Source organism: Halobacillus campisalis (assembly GCF_030345335.1).
Lineage (GTDB): Bacteria > Bacillota > Bacilli > Bacillales > Halobacillaceae > Halobacillus_A > Halobacillus_A campisalis.
This window is the reverse complement of the sequence record NZ_JAPVRC010000006.1, coordinates 63,830-84,398: the sequence shown is the minus strand read 5'-3', so window position 1 is coordinate 84,398 and position 20,569 is coordinate 63,830. Positions and strand designations below refer to the sequence as shown.

The following is a 20,569-nucleotide window of genomic DNA, read 5'->3' as shown; positions in this document are numbered from 1 at the left end:
AATTACAATTCTTATATAAGCAGCCCCATAAACGCGGTAGCCATACCAAAATAAATCAAAATAGAAATAATATCATTAATCGTTGTAATAAAAGGTCCAGAAGCCACCGCCGGGTCTATATTGAAACGATGCATCACCAATGGAACAAGAGAACCGGCTAACGTGGCAACAACTAAAGCAGCCATGATGGATAATCCCACCAACAAACCTAAATAAATATTTCCTTGCCAAAAATAAACGATAAGCGTTATAAGGGCACCACAGCTTACTCCTGTAATCAAACCTGTACCTGCTTCTCGGAATACCATTTTCATTTTTCCTTGTTTATAAATTTCCCCAGTAGCAATTCCGCGTACAGCAACTGCTAGTGCCTGTGTCCCTGTATTCCCGGCCATGCCGGCAATTAGTGGAATGAAGATCGCTAAAACAGCCACTTGGTCAAGTGTTGCTTCAAATCTTCCGATCAGGCTAGCTGTAAAACTTCCGAGGAAAAGAAGAATAATTAACCACGGCAGCCTTTTTTTAGCTGAGGTAAAAGCATGATCGTCAGGACTATCCACATCTGAAATGGCAGCTAATTTCGAATAGTCATCGCTCGCTTCTTCTTCCATAACATCCATGATATCATCCACGGTAATAATCCCTAAAAGGTGCTGCTGGAAGTCAACGACCGGCAAAGCGAGGAAATCGTAGTCACGCATCATCCGGGCAATCTCTTCCTGGTCTTCACCGACAGACACGGATACGACGCGCTCGCTCATGACATCCGATATCATCCAGTCTTCTTCGGAAATGATAAGATCACGTAAAGAGATAACACCGACCAGCTGTTTTTCTTCATCAATTACATAGGTATAATAAATCGTTTCTGCATCTGGCGCTTCTTTCCTCAAATGCCCCATCGCTTCTTTAATAGTCATGCTCGCTTTGACTACTACAAACTCTGTCGTCATGATCGATCCGGCTGTTTTCTCTTCATAGTGAAGAAGATCTTTTATTTCATCAGCAGAATCGTTATCCATAATCGTAAGGAAACTGGCCACTTTATTTTTGTCGAGCTCATTAAGAATATCAACCGCGTCATCAGTAGACATTTCAGCAAACACCTGGGCAGCAAAGCGAGGATCCATTTCTGTAAAGAAGGGTTCAATCTCATCATAGTCGATGTGCTCCATGACATCGGCTACTTCTTCAGGAGACAAATAAGTATAGATTTGCAGTCGGACCTCATCTTCTACCGCTTCAAAAATTTTAGCTTGATCGTAGGGATGCATATCAAGAAACTCTGCTCTAAACTGATCAATCTGTTCATTGAATAAAGCATCCTTTATCATTGCCCATTGATTCATACGTTCCTCATACTCTAGATGGTCCATACTTATCCCTCCAATCCTGTATTTTAGTTAATGTAGTGGTATTTCGGAAAAATTTGGATCATACTTAAAAAATAACCCCGAATGCTGTACACTTACAATACTAAGGTAATTTTTAAGTTTGCTCAAATAGAAAGGGACCTTACATGAACGAAAATTCGAACTCCTCACCGATAGACTATACAATCATTTTTATTATCTTATCTTTTGGTATTATCAGCTGTTTCACATTATACACATTAAATCCCGTCCTTGGTGCAGGAGACCAGGGTTCATACTTCAAACAAATTTTTTGGTATTCTTTCGGCTTTATCGGAGCGGCATCTGCAATGCTCATTGATTATGATAGGCTCCATCAGGTCGTTTGGTTCCTTTACGGTTTAGGAATCATCATGTTATTAATGTTATTTTTCAACTTTCCTCCACAACTGGTACATACATCCGGAGGTGCAACTAGCTGGTTTCGTCTTCCAGGAAATGTAACACTGCAGCCCGCCGAATTTATTAAAGTATTTCTTGTCATTGCCCTCGCGCATGTCATAGTAAAACATCACGAAAATCACCGCTTAAAAACCACTAAATCCGACCTGCTTTTATTAGGGAAGCAATTAGGTTTAGCGCTTCCACCAATGCTTTTCATAGCCATACAGCCAGACCTTGGCTCCTTTTTGGTTTTGGTGGCCATCACGGCATTTATGATATTAATTTCGGGAATAAAGTGGAGAATTCTTCTATCTTTGCTTGGAGGGTTTCTTTTAGTAACTGCCAGCATCGTCATGATGTTTGTGATTAACCTCACGTCCGTCACTACTTTTTTGGAAGAATCCGTATTTGCTCACGTTGACTCTCGCTTTTATGGCTGGCTGCAACCTGAAAAATATGAGTTAGATGCTGGCTTACAGCTGATTAAAGCTATTACAGCCATAGGTTCTGGACAACTCTACGGAAAAGGGTTAGGAAACTTTGAAATCTATGTTCAGGAGCGTCACACGGACATGATCTTTACAGCTGTATCAGAGCAGTTCGGTTTTATTGGATCGAGCATAATTGTTACACTCTTTTTCCTATTGATTTACCGTATGATTCACATCGCCCTTGAGAGTAATGATTCATTTGGAAGTTATTTGATTGTAGGGATTATTGGAATGATTACGTTCCAGGTATTTCAGAATATCGGGATGTCTGTTCAACTTCTTCCTATCACCGGTATTCCCTTGCCATTCTTGAGTTATGGAGGGAGTTCGACATTAGCTTATTTGCTTGCCATCGGAATAGTATTGAATGTAAAATCCAGGACACAAACGTACATGTTTGAATAAATTCAAACAAAGGTGGGGAAGCTTACAGAAGTTTCTCTGCCTTTTTTAATGGAAGAAATAGGAGGTTATTCACTTGAAAATTGATGTGATTGGTGATGTACATGGATGTCTTAAGGAACTTAAGTTGCTCTTCTCAAAGCTAGGCTATGAGTGGGAAAATGGTCTTCCTATTCACCCTGAAGGACGTACCCCTATATTTTTAGGAGATATAACCGATAGAGGTCCCTCCTCTATTGATACGATCCGATTAGTTTATCAGCTAGTCGTAAAAGAAAAAATGGCGAAATATATTCCTGGCAACCACTGCGACAAGCTAAATCGATTTTTCAAAGGAAACCCTGTCCAGGAAAAACACGGTCTGGAAACCACGTCAGCTGAGTATTATGCATTGCCAAAAGACGAACAAAAGGAAGTCAAATCAGAATTTCTCGAGCTCGTTGAGACCTCTTCGCTTTATCTGGAAGTCCCTGATGTCAATGCTGTCATTGCTCATGCAGGTATCCGGGAAGAGGATATCGGACGTAACAATAAACAAGTGAAGACATTTGTTCTATACGGTGATATAACTGGGGCCAAGCTGCCGGATGGGCGTCCGGAAAGAAGAGACTGGGCCCAAAGCTATAGTGGCAGCCGCTGGGTTGTTTACGGTCATACCCCTGTCTATGAGCCGAGATACGTAAATAAAACAGTCAATATAGACACCGGATGTGTATTTGGGAATAAGCTGACTGCCTTCCGCCTGCCCGAAGAAAAAACGGTGAGCGTCCCATCTTCTATGCCTTTAGTAGAAGAAAAGTTCAACTACTACTCTTAATCATAAAGATATGTTAAACGTCATTATTGATTTTTCATAGTAAAATATTGATTCAGAGACATTTCTTGAGTGGATCGGGGCGTCAGGGAATGGTTAGCAGGCCCCCACACTATAGATTTGCTTCTCAAAATCGATTGAATAAAAGCATTCTTAATAATAGCCTAAAGTCACCATCCTCACATACAAAAGCCCTGAACCGGTTCTCACTGGAAAGCAATTGTTCTTTATATGAAGCATCGCTCTAGATGTTTTTGTTATTCTCCCAATTAATTACGTTAAAAAAAACAGACTCCTTTATGATCGGGAGTCTGCTTTTAAATATAATCCCACTCTTTTGGATGACTGCACGTAAATTTCATACATTTACCGGTCCAGGGGTGGACCACAGCAAGCTCATGGCAATGCAAGGCTTGCCCTTTCAATCCTTTAAACGCACTTCCATACAGAGAGTCACCAAGTATCGGAGAATTTAAAGACGCCATGTGTACCCGTATTTGATGGGTACGACCTGTAAGAATTTTACATTGAATTTTACTGCTCGAAGAGGCCTTATCAAGCACCCGGAATTCTGTTATAGCTTTTTTCCCTTCTTCATGAACTTCACGTTGGATGATTGATGAGGAATTCCGCCTGATTGGTTTATCGATCGTGCCTTCATTCTCCAGGTTCCTACCCTCTACTAAAGCTGTATATTTCCTATCCACCATGATTCCTTGCGCTGTCAACACTGAATGGCTATACGAATGCTTCGCCACAAGAATCAACCCTGAAGTGTCCCGGTCCAACCTGGTAACAATGTGGACGGTGAAAGGTATATCATGCTCATCGTAGTAGTAGAGTATACCTTGAGCTAGTGTGCCCGAGGAATGATCCCTTCCCGGGGACACCGCAATTCCAGGTGGTTTGTTCAAAACGAGAATGTCTTCATCTTCATATATGATAGATAGAGGGACCTGCTCACCAGTCATACGAAGGCCCCTCTCCTCCTTCGGAAAAACGACTTTGAGAAGATCACCCCGCTTGACCGGATAGTTCAAGTCAGCTTTTCCACCATTTACAAATAATTTTCCGGCCGTTTTGACTTTTTTTAATAACTGTCTGGAGAATTTCAAATCGGAACGCATAAATTCACGTAAGACACCTTCTTTATGGACACGGAAAACTTTAGTTAGAGTACTCATCGGATACAAAGGAATCATGGACTCGTTTCCAAAATGGGAAAGGACGGAAACGCGCAAACCTTACCCGTTCTTTAGCAACGCGGCACTGAATCGACTTTACGTCTTTATAAGTTCGAGTGATATGATCAATTGTGAATAAGAAACTTTTATCGTTCAAAGGTTTCAACAGACATGTATGGTGACCAGGCAAAATGAGCGGAGAACCTATTGTACGGAAGACCCGGTTATTGATTGAAGCCATTTCTGCGATTTGAATAGCTTCGAGAGAAGGGTGTAAAATAGCTCCTCCTAACGCTTTATTGTAAGCTGTGCTTCCTGATGGAGTAGATACACAAAGGCCGTCTCCTCTGAACGTTTCAAAATGGTCGCCTTTAATTTCAATGTCAAGAACCACCGAACCCTCTGATGTTTTTATTGCGCATTCATTCAGCGCTAAGTATCTATCTTCTCCACCTCCGTCTTTAGGGCGGATCGTCACCTCTAGTAGAGGATATTCCACAACTTGATAAGGGGTTCGAGCAATTTCTATGATCAGCTTTTCTAATTCATCAGGCGTCCAGTCTGCATAGAATCCTAAATGCCCTGTATGTACACCAATAAAAGCTGTCTTATCAAGACGGTGGACATACGTATGAAAAGCTTCGAGAAGTGTGCCATCTCCGCCTACAGAAATAGCTAAGTCAGGCTCTTCTTCGTTATACTCTAGTTTGAATTCGGTCAAGTAGTTTTTTATCTTGGAGCGAATTTCGTTTGATTTTTTATCGCCTTTAGAGAGGATCGAGAACTTCATATCAACTTCATCTCCTTTCTCGTTTGTTAGTCTTCTTATCTTGTTCTTCTTTACGATTGAAGACTTTTTGTGCTTCCTGAATTTCATTTTTAATTTTCGACATCTCTTCATCCAGCTGAAAGGCAGCCTCTGCCGCTCTTTTTAATCTTGATCGAACTTCAGCAGGCATTTGGCCGGCGTATTTATAATTTAAAGAGTGTTCGTTCGTCGCCCAAAAATTCATCGCTAGTGTGCGAATCTGAATCTCAGCCTGGACTAATTTCTCGCCGTGGATTGTTTCCACAGGATAACTGATAATCACATGGAAAGAGCGGTAACCGCTGTCTTTCTTTTCAGTAATATAATCCTTCTGCTCAACAATATCAAAATCATGTCGATTCTTCAGCATGTCCACGACTTCATAAATATCGTCAACAAATTGACAGACAACACGAATGCCTGCTATATCCTGGAGTTCTCTTTCGATTTCTTGTAAATTAACCCCTTTTCGCATCGCTTTCTCAATTATACTCGATTTCGGTTTAACGCGCCCTGTTACAAATTCAATAGGCGATTGATCACGCTCATATTCGAACTGCTGTCTCATGCCTTTTAATTTCACCTTTAATTCATCCACCACTTGAGCGTAGGGTGCCATAAATATATCCCAATCCATGCTTCCGAGCACCACCTTTATGTAACCTTTTCCATAGCTTTTAAGAACTCAACTTTTATAATCATTGTATCATATTTCCCAGTTCCCAATAGAAAATAACTCTCTTTAATGGTTAATCTTTGCAATTTAAGACCTAAATAAATCATAATTGATAATAGAGGTGAAGGACAAATGACCCAAGAAATTGAAATCGAATTTAAAAACATATTGACTGAAGAAGAGTTTGTTAAGTTGTATGAGCATTTATCTTTCGATTCTGAGGAACTTATTGAACAGACCAACTATTACTTTGAAACTGAAGACTTCAAATTAAGACAACAAGGGTCCGCTTTACGTATTAGGAGAAAAAAAGATCAATGGACCCTGACATTGAAACAACCCCATGAGGAAGGTTTACTTGAAACACACGATAACCTTACAGAGGATGAGGTAAACCAATGGATGCTCAACCGTCCGACATCCACAACTTATGTGCAAAACCAACTACAAGAGGCAGGCATTGACATAGCGGAACTACGGTATATGGGTTCTCTTATGACAAGACGCAAGGAAAAAGATTACAAAGGAACAACTGTAGTTTTGGATCAAAGCTTTTATTTTGAGCGAAATGATTATGAACTTGAACTTGAAGCAGCTGATTACGAATCAGGTAAAAAAGTATTTGAAGAACTATTAACTGCACAACATATTCCAAAGCGAAAAACAGATAATAAGATTAAACGGTTTTTCAATGCTAAGCCTCAATCAGATTAGTTGCCGAGAGAGTTGACCGTTGCTAAAATGAATAAACAGACAGGAAGGGATTTTATGCAACCTACACCAGGCACTATTTATGAAGCAATTGGAGAAGAAAAATTAAATGAACTCGTCGACCATTTTTATAAATATGTAAGTGAGCATCCGGACCTTATACCGATCTTCCCAGATGATTTGACAGAGACGAGACGTAAACAGAAACAATTTCTCACTCAATTTTTCGGGGGACCCCCCTTATATATTCAAGAGCATGGACACCCGATGCTGCGAGCACGTCATCTTCCTTTTACTATTACTCCGTCACGCAGAGATGCTTGGCTCTTTTGTATGGACCGTGCTCTTACGGATGCTGAAATTGAAGAACCTTATAGAACAGCCATGTTGGACAGATTAACGATGACTGCCAACCATATGATGAATACACCAGAGGATGAGAAAGGAGAATCGATGTGAGTTGGAAAAGCTTAGAAAGCTCAAATGAGCAGCAGGGTACGTCGACAGGTTTTTTTGATCTACTCAAAAGACCTATCGAGATGTATGTGTTCATTGACCCACTTTGCCCGGAATGTTGGTCACTTGAACCCATATTAAAAAAGCTTACCATCGAATATGGTCGATTCTTTACCATTCGCCCTATTGTCAGTGGCAATTTGGCATCACTTCAGCAAAGTAATTCCTCAAATTCTGAAAAGCTGAAGAAAGTATGGGATAACACTGGTTCCCGGACTGGTATGTGCTGTGATGGTGATGTTTGGCTGGAGAATCCAATTTCTTCACCCTTAGCCACAGCTGTAGCCGTCAAGGCAGCGGAGCTTCAAGGAAAGAAAGCGGGTATGCGCTTTCTGCGCAAAGTTCAGGAATATGTTTTTCTTGAAAAAAAAGATATATCCGATGAGAAGGTGTTGATCGAGTGTGCAGAAAAAAGTCGTCTGGACGTTAAAGAGTTTGAAAAAGACTTGCACTCAGAATCAGCCAGGAAAGCCCTTCAATGCGATATTAAATTAACTCGCGAAATGGAAGTGGACTCAGCTCCATCCATCGTCGTCTTTAATGAATCAGAAGAAGAAGCAGGACTAAAAATCACAGGCATTTATTCTTATGAAGTTTACGTGAAAGTGTTGAAGGAAATGCTCCAGAAAGACCCAAAACCTTCAACGAAACCGAGTCTTGAAGACTTCTTAAGCCACTATCGATTCGTTGCCAATAAAGAAATTTCAGTCGTATATGACTGGACGGAACAGCAAACGAAAAAAGAAATGAAGAAGCTTGTTCTTAAACAAAAAGCCAGAGAAGTTCCTGTGAAGCACGGAGCGTTCTGGGAGTATACCGATATTTGAAAATCCGCCACGGAAAGCTGCTATGTATCGGCTTTCCGTGACGGGTTTTTTAATATTTTCCGAATAGATAATTTATCAATTGCGCGCTCATAATCTCGTCCTTTTTGAATAGAATATCTATGAATTGACTATACAAAAAGGGAGTCCAGGGTTATGAAAGTATGGTTCATCATCTTATATATCATTGCATTTATAATCATTGGTATCTTCCATCTTTTTGCGCTCATGCGCCTATATCCTCTTTATATTACGACGCCTCTGTTGGTTCTATCGATTTATTTCTTCTTCTCACTTCTATTTCACCAAAAAAAATTCCGGGGGTTCTCTTGAATCCCCGGAATTTTATGGTTCTATTAAAATCACATATTTTCCTTATTAGGAAGAAATTTTCATCGATCCAATTGAATGGGGTGGTCGGGAAAAGGTGAGACCCCCGCAGGAAAGCGAATTATTTCCAACACCACCCGTTCGTTTCTTACGGTAAATAAATTCACCTCGTAATCAAGTCTCCCCAGTAACTTTCCCGTCAGCAAATACTTCTTCAGACTATTTCAATAATTCTTCCATTTCATTTAACTTTTGTTCAAAGACGTCCAGTGCTTCGTAAACAGGGTCCTTTGAAGTCATATCTACACCTGCTTGTTTTAAAACTTCGATTGGGTAGTCACTGCTTCCAGCTTCCAGAAAGCTCATATAACGATCGACGGCTGGTTTGCCCTCAGATAAAATTTGCTCAGCTAAAGTAGTGGCAGCTGCGTAACCTGTGGAATATTGATAGACGTAGTACCCCATATAAAAGTGAGGAATACGTGCCCATTCAAGACCTATTTCTTCATCTATGACAAGTTCTTCTCCAAAGTATTTCTTATTGAGGTCATAATAAATTTCTGTTAATTTATCGGCTGTCAGCGCTTCACCATTTTGTGCCTGCACGTGAATCTCATGCTCAAATTCAGCGAACATCGTTTGACGGAACACAGTGCCTCTGAAGCCTTCTAAAAAATTGTTCAGCAAGTATAGCTTTTCTTTTTTATCGTTCGTCTTCTTCAGCATATAATCGTTCAACAATGCCTCATTACAAGTCGATGCTACTTCAGCAACAAAAATCGAGTAGTTTCCATACCGATAAGGCTGATTTTTGTGAGTGTAGTAACTGTGCAATGAATGACCGAGTTCGTGAGCGAGGGTGAATAGATTGTTCACGTCATCCTGCCAATTCATAAGAATGAAAGGGTTTGTCCCGTAATGTCCGGAAGAATAAGCTCCACTCCGTTTCCCTTTATTTTCTTCTACATCGATCCAGCGGTTGGCAAAGCCTTCTTTAACTACGTCCACATAGTCTTGTCCTAGCGGGGCAAGGCCATTGACTACGAGCTCTTGAGCTTCTTCATAGGACACTTCAAGTTCAGCATCTTGAATCAGGGGGGTGTACATATCATACATATGCAATTCATCAAGCTCTAACACCTTCTTACGCAATTCCACATAACGATGTAATAAAGGCAGTCGCTCATTTACTGCTTCAATCAAATTGTCGTAAACCGCTTCCGGAATGTTGTTTCTGTCAAGAGCAGCTTCTCTTGCTCGTTCATATTTCTTTGCAGAAGCGAAGTAGTTATTCTTTTTCACATTACCGCTTAGTGTAGAAGCAAATGTATTTTTGAATTGGCCAAATGTATCGTACATAGCTTTAAAAGCTGCTTTCCTGACTTGACGGTTTTCTGACTTCAAGAAACCTACGTATCTTCCATGAGTAAGATCAACCTCCTCCCCTTCTTCATTTTTAATAGAAGGAAACGCCAAATCTGCATTATTTAACGCACCAAACGTTTGAGAAGGATTCGATGCCACTTCAGAGAATCCGGCAAGCAACCGTTCTTCCTGTTCACTAAGTACATGCTCGCGGCGGCGAGTCACTTCTTTTAACGCATGTTCATACAATTTCAAATCAGGATTCTCGCTTAAAAACTGATCGATCGTTCCCTCAGGGAGCGCTAAAATTTCAGGAGTAATAAAACTCATGGAAGAAGCAACTTTAGTATATAAGCTCTCTGCTTTTGCGTTCATTTCCTGATAATAAGAATTTGTGGTATCCTGGTCATTCCTCATGTGGGCATAAGTAAACAAAAGACCAATTTGGTTTGATATTTCATCCTGCAGCTTTAATAATTTATATAATTGACCAGCAGACTCTCCTAGCGTACCTTTGAACTTTTCAATCTCAGGCACTAAATCCTTTACATCCTCAAATTGCTTATACCATTGTTCATCTGTTTCAAATATGGATTCTAAATCCCACGTTCGTTCTTTTGGTATTTCATCTCTTTTAGGTAATTGCTTTGTCGATGCCATGTAAAAAGTCCTCCTCGAAAGTATTTCGTCACACTAAATTATTCTAGATGAAAAGTAGAAATCCTGCCTTTTCCTATAAAATGTTGAATTGCTTTAATTTGCTTACAACCCATCTGTCTTCTGAAATTGCCTCATGTACGTTGTTGTGAAATAAAACTTCTTTTAACTTTATCCACCCTTTATCGCTCATCCTAGTTACAATATCAAACTTCTCGAGGACATCCATATATTCCTGTAGTACATTCGGCGATTCTTCATTTACGGTACTTATGGTTTCTATTTCGGTAAATGTAATCACCTCTCCGATTTTTGTATGACAGAATGAATCCGTAATGAAGCGTGTCTGCCAAATATAGGGCTCAACTTTTGCGAGAACCTGCCCTTGTACAGGAAGATAACACAAGCTCGGTATCAGAGAATAGTGTAAGCTCTTCAAATACAAAGACTGTCGCCATTGCTTTTCCCGGCTGCTCGCGTGTTTACGATAAATTGTACGGTAGCGGTACAGTACTTGTTCCCACAAAGGGTATAGAGATTCAACAGAAGAAACAGAGGGAGTAAATAATTGAGGGAATGAAGATGAATGAAGACGGTAATTTTTAAATGCAGCAAAGTGTTTAGAAGAGGAATAGCTTCCTAACGTGTGTGTTTCAATGATAGCTTTTGCATTTACATCCAAAAAATACATCCGATACTGACCGTGAATTTTATATACTATAGATTTATGAAGGCCATTCAAGATGAGGTTAAATTCACCTTTTCGTTTCAACTGGTTTTTCCCCAGAATCCACAAAGGGAAAATCCCCTCCTTTCTGAAACCTTCTGTTCTTTTCTGTATAACAGATACTGGAATAGTTGCACATTGGAATTCTACGGCGACCTTTTTGCTATTGACTATGAACAACAAATCAGGTCGCTGCTGAATCCCAGGTAAAAATTTTTCGACTTCTACCTTAAAACCCTGGGAAGACAGCCATTTATAAAGCAGCCATTTACCTGATTCATGATATTCACTTTCACCACGATTTTTAATTTCACAAGTGCTGGACGGAAAATGCGCAAAGTGAGGGGTCGTGCTGCTACCAGATTTTACGATGAGGGGTTCTTTACAAGTGGGGCAGTAAAATGAAGATTCTTTTTTTAATTGTTGGAGAACAGATGCAGGCTCCTGAAATAAAGAAGAGAGTTTGCCATTCTCATTATATGCGTAGAACATACGTCACCTCCTTTATTCGTACATTCGACATAACTACGTAAAACCCTTTAATAAACAAAAAAAAGCGCACTACATAAAGTGCGCGTTTACTTATCAGCTGGGAAATGTTCTTTCACTTGCTGAAGTGCCTGCTCAGCAAATATTGATTTTCCATACTCCTGAAGACGATAAATCGTTACAGAGGATTCATGTCCAAATTCCATTAACTGACTAAGAATATTTTCTTGTTCATTATCACTCATATTTTCATCGTTGAACTGAATATATAAATAATAAGCACTTTCAAAATGATACAATGCGTCATCAAGTAGATTCGCTTTATTATCCATATAGTGACTTAATTGAATGACATCTTCAAAGTCAGTAAAGCGTAAAGTGAAATTAAGCGGAGCTAAATCGTCCTCATCGGATTCATCTTGATCATTTGTGGATTCTTCTGCATCTGAATTATATTTATCGTCAAGTAGATTATCAAGGTTTTCGTCTACAGGTACATCAATTGATTTACCCTCATCACTAGGGAGTTCGAGCTTTTGACCATCTTGGGAAACCTGCGCTTTAGTAACGATCACTTCTAGCCCTTTGTCCATTGCTTGAACTTGAATCCAAAGCGGACCGTCAGCTTGAAAGTTCTCTTGGTCATTAACTTCATCCATCATTTCCCAAAAAAGCTGTTCGCTGCGTTCGCGGTTATACCATATCTCTTCGCGGTCAAAGCCTAGCTGTTCTACGTCGTGATAGGAAACATAAAATTTAACAGTGTTCTCATTAATGCGTTCGATTTCCATTTCTCTCTCTCCCTTCTATCGATTTGTAGGCGGAAGGGATCGTAAACCCTAAATCGCTTATAAATAACTTACCCTTCAGGTTAAAGCTTTAACCCTCGTGATGCAATAGCGTAAGGATTGATGTACTTCTATTGTATGACAGGAATACGAAAATGGAAAACAAATTGCTTCGAATCAGCGGATAACCAGAAAACAAGCCATAGATCATCTTTTTTATTTAAGGTTGGCTTTCCATTCTAGCTTATTTTTTGAAATTTGTCACTACTTGGAGGGGTTGTTTTTTTATGAATTGGGACATGCTTGAGCCTATACTGATCATTATAGGCATCGATATTATTTTAGGTGGAGATAATGCTGTCGTCATAGCACTTGCAAGTAGGAACCTTCCCCCTAAGCAGCGGAATAAGGCTGTTTTAATAGGAACCGGACTGGCGATCGTATCAAGAGTGCTGCTCACGATGGTCGCTTTATACCTTCTACACATTCCTTATCTGCGATTAATTGGCGGAGTGCTGCTTATTTACATCGCCATTAAGCTGTTGATTGATAATGAAGACACCGCTTCGATTAAAAGCGGTGACAGCTTATTCAGTGCCATAAAAACCATTGTTTTTGCAGATATTGTCATGGGCTTCGATAACGTGCTGGCCATTGCAGGAGCCTCACACGGAAATATCACTTTAGTGATTTTCGGCTTACTAATATCTGTGCCCATAATCATCTGGGGCAGTCGCATCATTTTAAAACTCATGGAAAAATTCCCTATTTTAGTCTACATCGGAGCAGGGATATTAGCATTTACAGCTGGAGAAATGATACTGGAGGACCCAAACATATCGGAATTGTTTTATCATGTGAATCCTATGCTCACTTTATTTCCATTGATGATGGTCCTTGTAACGATATCTATAGGTTATTTTTATAACAGACAAGCTATTGAAAAATAAAAAAACTGTTCCGATTTTTGGTCGGGACAGTTTTTGATATTAATTGACAAGACGCTGAGCTTCCTTAAGCTGGAAAGTACGAACACTTCTCGGCAGAAAGCGGCGAATCTCGTCTTCGTTGTATCCGACTTGAAGGCGCTTATCATCAATGATGATCGGGCGTCGAAGCAATCCGGGATTTTCTTGAATAAGATCGAAAAGATCTTGCATAGGTAATTGATCAAAATCAACTTTCAACTTTTGGAATACTTTAGAACGAGTAGAAATGATTTCTTCTGTACCGTCTTCAGTCATTCTCAGAATTTCTTTAATTTCATCAATAGTTAAAGGTTCGGAGAAAATATTCCTTTCAGTATAAGGAATGTTATGTTCCTCAAGCCACGCTTTTGCTTTTCGGCAAGATGTACAACTTGGTGAGGTATAAAGTGTTACCATACAGATACTTCACTCCTCGAGATTTATTGTAATGCATTATTTAAAAGAACCTAATTTAAAATTAGTATAATCTAATCTTATATATTTACTATAACACATTTGTCAACTAAAATCTATATTGCAATGTGTTAAAAGGTTTACATTATTGATTAAACTGTAAAAATAAAGTGTTATACAGTAATTTACCACAATTTCGAGGTATTCAAACCTAAAACCTGAAGAATTTTGTGAAGAATTTCATTTTCAACTATGCGAAGTTATTGAAAATCCCTGCCAATACAAAAGGCAGGGATTTCTGAGTTATAATTTCTTCAAGTCTTTTAAAATATCGTCCGCTTCACGTTTTTCATCGATCGTTAATACTTCATCGACAGGCTGATATGATTTTCCGTAAAACTCACTATCTTTGTAAGTGTGAATTTCTTCATACATTCTTTTCATCTGTTCATAAATTTCTTCTTCAGATGCATCTTCAGGAGACCAGTAGAGGATTTCCATTGGATTGGGTTCATTCGTGGCAAGCGAACGTCGGGTATAACCAATAGATTGAGCGTGCTCAAAGCCTTCTCTTTGATAAAAATGAAGACGTTTCGCTGTATCAGTTTCTTCATAATCGACAGGTTCTACTTCCAGGATGATCGGTTTACCCTTCGATTTCATTTTTTCGATTAGTTGGTGGCCTAAGCCTTGACCTCTTGCATCAGATGATACGTAGACGTAATCAATGAAAATAAAAGAATTGAACTCAGCATACATTAAAACGTGATGCTCGCCTTCATCTTTATAATATACATCGCTTTTTTCTTTTAAAAGAGTTTCCATATGTTCTTCAGATTTCATTTCCTCTACAGGAAAGTATTGTTTAAGCTTTTTATACCAACTCATTGATCTACTCCCTTATAAATTGATAATTACATTATAACTGATTCTTGATTCATTGTTAAATTGATACCGGTTACAAAATCTATTGTTTGCATAAAATGGGGGAAATATCCATAGTGATTTCACTTAAAAATATTAAAAAATCTCGCACCGGTCGATGATCGATGCGAGATAATTTCCAATATGTTTGTAATACTAAAACCTGGCAGGTAAACTTGAAGGCTGCCTACTCTTAAGGAGTATAATCTACACCTTTTGTATAATTGTTCGTGGCATTCCACAATAAATACTCTTTAATTCCGTTGTCATTTAATGCTCGTATCTGGTCTTCCACTTCGGCTTTACCATATTGGAATGTCGGTCCGGAATAAAGCCAAGGTGCTTCAAAATCCTGCAGCCATGGACGGGAAACGGGAGCTTCTTCTAATGCACCAAGTACTTTGTTTTCTACCTTTGAATATTCATCGATGATATTATAAGGCTCTGTGTCAGGTTTATCAATACCGAAATAAGGTCCCCAATGACTCGGATAAATCATCGAAGAAATAACATCTACATTACTAGAAATTTGTGAAAAATTCTGTCCAATGCCCGGTGATTCCTCAATTGTTGCAGCATAACCGAATATATCTACTGAAACATCAACATCATAATCACTTAAATCCTGACGGGCGTATTCCACAAAATCAGTTACAGCGCTCACACGTTTTTTAATATTAGATTCTTCAGAATCTGCATATTCTCCTTCATCATATTGCAGCTCTTCATCACGATTTTCAAATCCCTCAGGGAACCTGACGTAATCAAATTGAATTTCCTGGAACCCTAATTCTGCAGCCATTTTTGCAATCTCTAAATTATATTCCCATACTTCTTTCTTAAAAGGATTTACAAAAGCTTCATTTCGACTGTTTCTCCACACCTCACCATTTTTTTGAAAGGAGAGGTCCGGTCGTTCTTCAGCTAATAAATTATCTTTAAACACAACCACACGAGCAATTGGATATATATTTTTTTCTTGTAACTCTTCGAGCATTTTTCTAGGATCATTTATGTATGGCTCTGCAATATCTGCATAAGGTGAATCTTCGTGCGGTTCAAATGAAATGTTCCCATGATCTTCTTTGACATCGATCACCATTGCATTTAAATCCGTGCTTTCTACAAGTTCGGTCAGCCCTTCCATTTTTGCACCACCAGCTGAAGGACCGGTGACATAAATCCCTCTAACAGCATCGGGATATTCAAAATCCAAACCAGCATCAAATACAAAGCGGGCAATCCTATCTGGTATATCCAAGGTTTGCAAATTCAAGTCTTTTCCAGAATGGTTCTTTGCCTCCATTTGAGCCTCGACATCTGATACATTAAATAGCAGTAAAGAAGTAAAAAATAAAAGGCATGCAAAAATAATTTTGTTAAAATAACTTTTCCCCATCTAACCCCTTCTTCCAATCTGTAATTTTCTAATTCTATTATATAAGAGAATAGTATGTAATGAATAGTCTTGCATTATTTTTTTTACGTTTTTTTCAATTTTTGCCAATAGTAACCACTTAAAAAAAGGGCCTTACCGCCATAAGCGTAAGGCCCTTTTCATTTTAATTATCATGTCACTCGGTCACTGTACTGTATTCTCTTTGATAATTCTCAAATTCTTTTGTTGTGCATAATACCCAATGGTCCGGACGAACTTCTCTGAATTCAGGCTCTTCACTAGTATCATGATCGTTTGGATCATATGTGAACCTCTCACGCGAACGTTCATAAATAGGGTCAGGAAGAGGTATGGCAGATAATAACGACTGAGTATATGGATGCATCGGATTCTTATACAATTCATCTGCATCAGCAAGCTCTACCATTTTTCCGAAATACATTACACCTATTCGATCGCTGATATACTTAACCATTGATAAATCGTGTGCAATAAATAGATAAGTTAAGCCCTTCTCCTCCTGGAGCTGTTTCAGAAGGTTGACTACCTGAGCCTGAATGGAAACATCAAGTGCAGAAATTGGCTCATCAGCAATAATGAAAGATGGATCTACTGCAAGTGCTCTTGCGATCCCGATACGTTGACGCTGTCCCCCACTGAACTCGTGAGGATATCGGTTTGCATGCTCCTTATTTAAGCCAACTGTTTCCAACAGTTCCTCCACTTTAGCTTTTCGAGCTTTGACGTCACCTTCTAATCCATGGATATCCATTCCTTCCGCAATGATATCCACGACCTTCATGCGGGGATTGAGAGATGCGTATGGATCCTGGAAGATCATTTGCATCTCGCGGTTAAATTTCTTTAACTGCTCACGATTCTTTTTCCCGTGAACATTTTCACCATTAAATAGAACTTCACCATCTGTAGCATTGTATAAGCGGATGATGCTGCGGCCGGTCGTAGACTTTCCGCAGCCTGACTCACCTACAAGCCCAAAGGTTTCACCTTTATAAATGCTGAAATTCAAACCATCTACAGCCTTTACCACGCTGTTGCGGCCGGTTTTGAAATGCTGTTTTAAATTTTTAATTTCTACTAATTTTTCTTGACTCATAAACGATCACCTTTCTCACTATTTGAGCTTGTGGCCATACCAGCCACTCGTTTCTTGATCGCTTCCGGTGGGTCAATGTCTGGCGCATGCTCATGCAGCAGCCAAGTTGCCGCATAATGTGTGTCTGATACTTTGAACAATGGCGGGTCCTGCTCCTTATCAATCTGCATTGCAAATTCATTACGTGGAGCAAATGCATCTCCTTTTGGAGGGTTCAATAGATCCGGAGGTGAGCCCGGGATCGCGTATAACTCAGCATCCTCTGAATCTAAAGAAGGCATAGAGCCAAGCAATCCCCACGTATATGGATGTTTCGGATTATAAAAGATATCATCTACTGTTCCGATTTCTACAATCTTTCCAGCATACATTACGGCAACTCGGTCAGCTACGTTTGCTACAACTCCTAAATCATGAGTAATGAAAATAGTAGCTGAGTCTGTTTTTTTCTGTATATCTTTCATTAATTCAATGATTTGAGCTTGAATGGTAACATCTAAAGCGGTTGTCGGTTCATCAGCTATCAACAGTTTAGGATTACAGGCGAGAGCGATTGCTACAACTACTCTCTGACGCATCCCACCAGAAAACTGGTGAGGATACTGTTTAATTCGGCTTTCAGCATCTGGGATACCTACTAGCTCCAGTAATTCCATTACACGCTTCTTAGCTTGAGCTTTATTCATTTTTTGATGTTTAATCAGACCTTCCATGATCTGATTCCCGACTTTCATCGTTGGGTTTAAAGATGTCATAGGGTCTTGAAAGATCATCGAGATATCTTTACCACGAATTTTTTGCATTTCCTTTTCACTCAATTTTGCCAAATCGCGACCTTCAAAAAGAATTTCACCCTCTTTAATTCGACCCGGAGGCATTGGAATCAGCTTCATAAGAGCTTTAGTTGTTACCGACTTACCTGATCCCGACTCCCCAACAATTGCAAGAGTTTCACCTTTTTTAACACTGAAGTTGACTCCACGCACAGCTTGTACTTCTCCACCATAAGTGTCAAAGGATACGTGCATATTTTTCACTTCTAATAAATTGTCCATTTTCTACACTTACCTCCTATTCGCGCATCTTCGGATCAAATGCATCTCGAAGACCGTCAGCCAACATATTAAACGCAATCATGATCAATGAAATAATAATCGCAGGGAATAATAATATGTGTGGGTAAATTTGCAACGACTGGAATCCATCTTCTACAAGCGTACCTAGAGACGCCAGTGGTGTTGGAAGTCCAAGACCTATAAAGCTTAAAAATGCTTCAAAGAATATGGCCGTTGGTATGGTGAACATTGTATTAATTATAATTAAACTTAATACGTTTGGAATCAAATGTTTTCTTAAAATTCTACCATCCGGAGCTCCTAAAGTACGAGAGGCAAGGACAAATTCTTGGTTTTTCAGCTTAAGAATCTGCCCCCTGACTATACGGGCCATAGATATCCAACCTGTTATCGTCAAGGCTATCGTAATTGATATTATCCCAGGCTCTAATATGAGAATCATAAGGATAACAACCACAAGGTTAGGTATTCCGACTAATATTTCAATGATACGCTGCATAACATTATCTACTCGTCCACCATAGTAAGCTGAAATGCCGCCATAAGCTACACCGATAACCATATCAATCGCTGCTGCTAAAAAGGCAATATATAATGAAATTCTTGTTCCTTCCCAGGCTCTAGTGAATAAATCTCGACCAAGCCCATCCGTTCCGAACCAGAAATTCTGTCCTTCCATGTCTTTTGCAGCATAAATATCATAGACAGCTTCCACTTCTGCAGGTTCACCATTGCTTCCATCATTAAGAACTGTTGTCTCAATATGATCTTCGTCATTATTAAAACGCATCAATGCATTGGTTTCTGCTTGTTCGAGAGATTCGTTTGTTTGCACCGTGCTGAGAGTCCCATCCATTCCAAGCCATCCCATATTTTCTACCTTAGGAGGCATTTTTGCCCTCGATAAATCTTGTTCGAATTGATCGTATTCGTTTAACGAGGGTCCAATCGCCGCCATTACAATTAGAATAATAAGAACAACTAATCCGATCATTGCTCCAACATTTTTTCGTAAACGAATAAACGAATCCTGCCAAAACGATAAGCTCGGCCTACTAATCTTTTCACTATCGTCCTGTCGTGTATCTACAGGTACGAATAAGTCTTTATTTGGTTTGTCATTATCCATATAGGTACTACTCTCCTTCTGCCAGTCGAATTCGCGGATCAATGACTCCGTATAGTAAGTCAATAACCAGAACGATTAAGATGAAAAAGAATGCAAAGAACAACGTGGTTCCCATTATTATTGGAAAGTCATTCGTATTGATAGACTTAACGAACTGTTCACCAATTCCAGGGACAGCAAAGATGTTCTCAATAACAAGAGTACCTGTCATTAAACCGATAGCTAAAGGACCTAAAACAGTAACTAGAGGGATTAAAGCGTTACGTACTCCATGCTTAAACACGACACCAAACTTGTTAACTCCCTTTGCACGAGCTGTTGTAATATAATCTGACCCCATTACTTCAAGCATCTCTGTTCGCATAAAGCGGGCTGCAATTGCGAGCGGGAATATGGCTAGTGAAATCGTAGGCATCACTGTGTGTTCCCAAGTTCCCCATAGAGCCACCGGAAACCATCCTAGCTTTACGCCAACAAAATACTGAAGGATCCCTGCAAATACGAAAGATGGGATCGATTGACCTAATACCGCTGTGAATGTAGATCCATAATCTAAAAATCCATTATGATAAATCGCTGATACTAAACCTAATAACATTCCTAAGATTGTACCAACTATCATGGCTTGGAACCCTATTTGCAAAGAAGGACCAATTCTATCAAGGATAATGGTGGTCACTTCACGATTATCAAACTGGAAAGATATCCCTAAATCACCTTGTACTAAGTTAACCATATAATTAAAATATTGAACGGGAACAGGGTCATCCAATCCATATTTCGCTAACACAATGGCTTGCTGCTCCTCCGATAACCTATCTGCTGCACTCAATGGAGTACCTGGAAGGAATTTCATCAAGAAGAACGTAAAGGTTGCAATTAAAAACATCGTAATAACCAAATACACTAACCTCTGGGTAATATAACGTGCCATTGAAGCACCTCCTCATTATATCTCTGTCAT

Annotated in this window: 21 protein-coding genes; 7 read left to right on the top strand and 14 right to left on the bottom strand. The window is 39.4% G+C overall.

Annotation, left to right across the window (positions count from 1 at the left end; translation table 11 throughout):
- Positions 1–11: 11 nt before the first annotated feature.
- Complete coding sequence (gene mgtE, locus O2Q26_RS13230; RefSeq protein WP_289216350.1) at positions 12–1,376, bottom strand: magnesium transporter; 1,365 nt, start codon at positions 1,374–1,376, stop codon at positions 12–14.
- Between the two features lie 143 nt (positions 1,377–1,519).
- Between mgtE and O2Q26_RS13225 the strand changes: the two genes are divergently transcribed.
- Positions 1,520–2,692, top strand: a complete 1,173-nt coding sequence (locus O2Q26_RS13225) for an FtsW/RodA/SpoVE family cell cycle protein (RefSeq protein WP_289216349.1) — start codon at positions 1,520–1,522, stop codon at positions 2,690–2,692.
- A gap of 73 nt (positions 2,693–2,765) precedes the next feature.
- Complete coding sequence (gene prpE / locus O2Q26_RS13220; protein ID WP_289216348.1) at positions 2,766–3,506, top strand: bis(5'-nucleosyl)-tetraphosphatase PrpE; 741 nt, start codon at positions 2,766–2,768, stop codon at positions 3,504–3,506.
- Between the two features lie 314 nt (positions 3,507–3,820).
- Here prpE and O2Q26_RS13215 read toward each other — a convergent pair whose 3' ends face one another.
- From O2Q26_RS13215 to yjbM, 3 genes are read right to left on the bottom strand one after another with little or no spacing between them, the layout of a single operon-like run.
- On the bottom strand, positions 3,821–4,705 hold the full coding sequence (locus O2Q26_RS13215) for an RluA family pseudouridine synthase (protein WP_289216347.1): 885 nt from the start codon (positions 4,703–4,705) through the stop codon (positions 3,821–3,823).
- A complete protein-coding gene (locus tag O2Q26_RS13210) occupies positions 4,671–5,477 on the bottom strand; it encodes an NAD kinase (RefSeq protein WP_253935956.1) in 807 nt (268 codons plus the stop codon). Before O2Q26_RS13210 ends, O2Q26_RS13215 begins: the two co-directional genes overlap by 35 nt.
- Before the next feature lie 7 nt (positions 5,478–5,484).
- Positions 5,485–6,132, bottom strand: a complete 648-nt coding sequence (gene yjbM, locus O2Q26_RS13205) for a GTP diphosphokinase (RefSeq protein WP_289216346.1) — start codon at positions 6,130–6,132, stop codon at positions 5,485–5,487.
- Between the two features lie 171 nt (positions 6,133–6,303).
- Between yjbM and O2Q26_RS13200 the strand changes: the two genes are divergently transcribed.
- From O2Q26_RS13200 to O2Q26_RS19160, 4 genes are all read left to right on the top strand, one after another.
- Entirely contained in the window at positions 6,304–6,885 is a 582-nt protein-coding gene (locus O2Q26_RS13200; RefSeq protein ID WP_289216345.1) for a CYTH domain-containing protein, read from the top strand.
- Between the two features lie 54 nt (positions 6,886–6,939).
- Entirely contained in the window at positions 6,940–7,341 is a 402-nt protein-coding gene (locus O2Q26_RS13195) for a globin domain-containing protein (protein WP_289216344.1), read from the top strand.
- Positions 7,338–8,225, top strand: a complete 888-nt coding sequence (locus O2Q26_RS13190; protein ID WP_289216343.1) for a ClpXP adapter SpxH family protein — start codon at positions 7,338–7,340, stop codon at positions 8,223–8,225. Before O2Q26_RS13195 ends, O2Q26_RS13190 begins: the two co-directional genes overlap by 4 nt.
- 153 nt (positions 8,226–8,378) lie before the next feature.
- Complete coding sequence (locus O2Q26_RS19160; RefSeq protein ID WP_491624962.1) at positions 8,379–8,555, top strand: hypothetical protein; 177 nt, start codon at positions 8,379–8,381, stop codon at positions 8,553–8,555.
- A 216-nt stretch (positions 8,556–8,771) separates the two neighbouring features.
- Here the strand turns inward: O2Q26_RS19160 and pepF are convergent, their stop codons facing one another.
- From pepF to mecA, 3 genes are all read right to left on the bottom strand, one after another.
- Entirely contained in the window at positions 8,772–10,577 is a 1,806-nt protein-coding gene (gene pepF, locus O2Q26_RS13185) for an oligoendopeptidase F (protein ID WP_289216342.1), read from the bottom strand.
- A gap of 73 nt (positions 10,578–10,650) precedes the next feature.
- Entirely contained in the window at positions 10,651–11,793 is a 1,143-nt protein-coding gene (locus O2Q26_RS13180; RefSeq protein WP_289216341.1) for a competence protein CoiA, read from the bottom strand.
- Between the two features lie 86 nt (positions 11,794–11,879).
- Positions 11,880–12,581, bottom strand: a complete 702-nt coding sequence (gene mecA / locus O2Q26_RS13175) for an adaptor protein MecA (RefSeq protein ID WP_289216340.1) — start codon at positions 12,579–12,581, stop codon at positions 11,880–11,882.
- 284 nt (positions 12,582–12,865) lie between these two features.
- Between mecA and O2Q26_RS13170 the strand changes: the two genes are divergently transcribed.
- On the top strand, positions 12,866–13,528 hold the full coding sequence (locus O2Q26_RS13170) for a TerC family protein (RefSeq protein ID WP_289216339.1): 663 nt from the start codon (positions 12,866–12,868) through the stop codon (positions 13,526–13,528).
- A 39-nt stretch (positions 13,529–13,567) separates the two neighbouring features.
- Here the strand turns inward: O2Q26_RS13170 and spxA are convergent, their stop codons facing one another.
- The 7 genes from spxA to opp3b form a co-directional block, all read right to left on the bottom strand.
- A complete protein-coding gene (gene spxA, locus O2Q26_RS13165; RefSeq protein ID WP_253935964.1) occupies positions 13,568–13,963 on the bottom strand; it encodes a transcriptional regulator SpxA in 396 nt (131 codons plus the stop codon).
- Positions 13,964–14,263: 300 nt separating this feature from the next.
- A complete protein-coding gene (locus O2Q26_RS13160) occupies positions 14,264–14,848 on the bottom strand; it encodes a GNAT family N-acetyltransferase (RefSeq protein ID WP_289216338.1) in 585 nt (194 codons plus the stop codon).
- 229 nt (positions 14,849–15,077) lie between these two features.
- Entirely contained in the window at positions 15,078–16,283 is a 1,206-nt protein-coding gene (locus tag O2Q26_RS13155; protein ID WP_289216337.1) for a putative glycoside hydrolase, read from the bottom strand.
- A gap of 175 nt (positions 16,284–16,458) precedes the next feature.
- Positions 16,459–17,400: an ABC transporter ATP-binding protein gene (locus O2Q26_RS13150; RefSeq protein WP_289216336.1), complete on the bottom strand. Its 942-nt coding sequence runs from the start codon at positions 17,398–17,400 to the stop codon at positions 16,459–16,461.
- Complete coding sequence (locus O2Q26_RS13145; RefSeq protein WP_289216335.1) at positions 17,397–18,455, bottom strand: ABC transporter ATP-binding protein; 1,059 nt, start codon at positions 18,453–18,455, stop codon at positions 17,397–17,399. The genes O2Q26_RS13150 and O2Q26_RS13145 overlap by 4 nt, the downstream gene beginning before the upstream one ends.
- A 16-nt stretch (positions 18,456–18,471) precedes the next feature.
- Positions 18,472–19,605, bottom strand: a complete 1,134-nt coding sequence (opp3C, locus tag O2Q26_RS13140; protein ID WP_289216334.1) for an oligopeptide ABC transporter permease — start codon at positions 19,603–19,605, stop codon at positions 18,472–18,474.
- 7 nt (positions 19,606–19,612) lie between these two features.
- Positions 19,613–20,539 carry an oligopeptide ABC transporter permease gene (gene opp3b / locus O2Q26_RS13135; RefSeq protein ID WP_289216333.1) on the bottom strand — a complete coding sequence of 309 codons (927 nt, stop codon included), beginning with the start codon at positions 20,537–20,539 and terminating at the stop codon, positions 19,613–19,615.
- Between the last annotated feature and the right edge of the window lie 30 nt (positions 20,540–20,569).